Origin of the sequence: Vibrio sp. 2304, assembly GCF_033339475.1 — a bacterium.
Taxonomy (GTDB): domain Bacteria; phylum Pseudomonadota; class Gammaproteobacteria; order Enterobacterales; family Vibrionaceae; genus Vibrio; species Vibrio alginolyticus.
In genome coordinates this window covers 1-945 of record NZ_JAWOUQ010000048.1, presented here as the reverse complement: position 1 = coordinate 945, position 945 = coordinate 1, and the positions used below count along the sequence as shown (strand labels likewise).

1 protein-coding gene is annotated in these 945 nt (G+C 46.6%); it reads left to right on the top strand.

Translation table 11 applies throughout. The features are described from left to right. Positions 1–384: 384 nt before the first annotated feature. Complete coding sequence (locus R7P64_RS24150) at positions 385–570, top strand: hypothetical protein (RefSeq protein WP_318124127.1); 186 nt, start codon at positions 385–387, stop codon at positions 568–570. Positions 571–945: the final 375 nt, after the last annotated feature.

The following is a 945-nucleotide window of genomic DNA, read 5'->3' as shown; positions in this document are numbered from 1 at the left end:
TCCTTAAGGCTTATGGAGAAATCCGTAAGCCTTTTTTCGTTCTAGTCCTTTCCATATCCGGTCTGCAATTACTTCCTGTAAGCTCTGGTCCATTAGCACCACTGAAACTCTCCACGTAGTCACCACAGAGTCACACTTCCCCTATCAGAGTGATATCCACCATCAAAACCTTCTCTCGTCTGTACAACGTGAATCAGAGCAGATACATACCACTCAACACCAGACCGGAACCCCGGAAAAACTTCGCGCTGGAACCAACAAAAATATAACCAACATTCTGTCCCATTAGGTCTAGTTATTAATATAAATATAATTTAGATGCCTGAATGGGGTTCTAGCTGAGATTACGCAGGAGACTCAGCACCGAAGATTAGGACAAGATGAATGTTGAATCATGATGACCGATTACCCTCAGTGGTAATCGGTCTGCCTTTCTCTAATGCAATTTCGACTCGTAATCAGCAGTACTCAACCACAGCACCAGAAACAGCGGCTAATCACGGGGCTGGTATTCATACTCGAACCGGAAAAACCAACGGCACACAGGATTACAGCGCGGATCTGGTATGAGTTAGGGCTAAGAGTTGGGTTAGTGGAATAGGATGTGAATCTAGCTGGTTACTGTCGGGACTGTCACGGCTGTCAGAACCGTCGGCACTGTCATGACCGTCGCAACTGTCAGGACAACAGGAAAAATACATCTACTGCCGCCGACGACGGCAAACTGGACGGAAAACCTAAATAAGAAATTTACATTAGGGTTCGTGTCCAGCTCGGTATCTAGCCAAAATTACAGCTAAAGACCGGATAGAGACCGGACCGACGACGCCGTCGCGGTAATTACAAAAACTACATCATGTAGGAAGTTAGGCAGGATAAGCCTTAGAGCGAGATTACAGGGCCAGTCTGGTGTGACCGACCCAGCGATCTAGGATTTTAGATTGG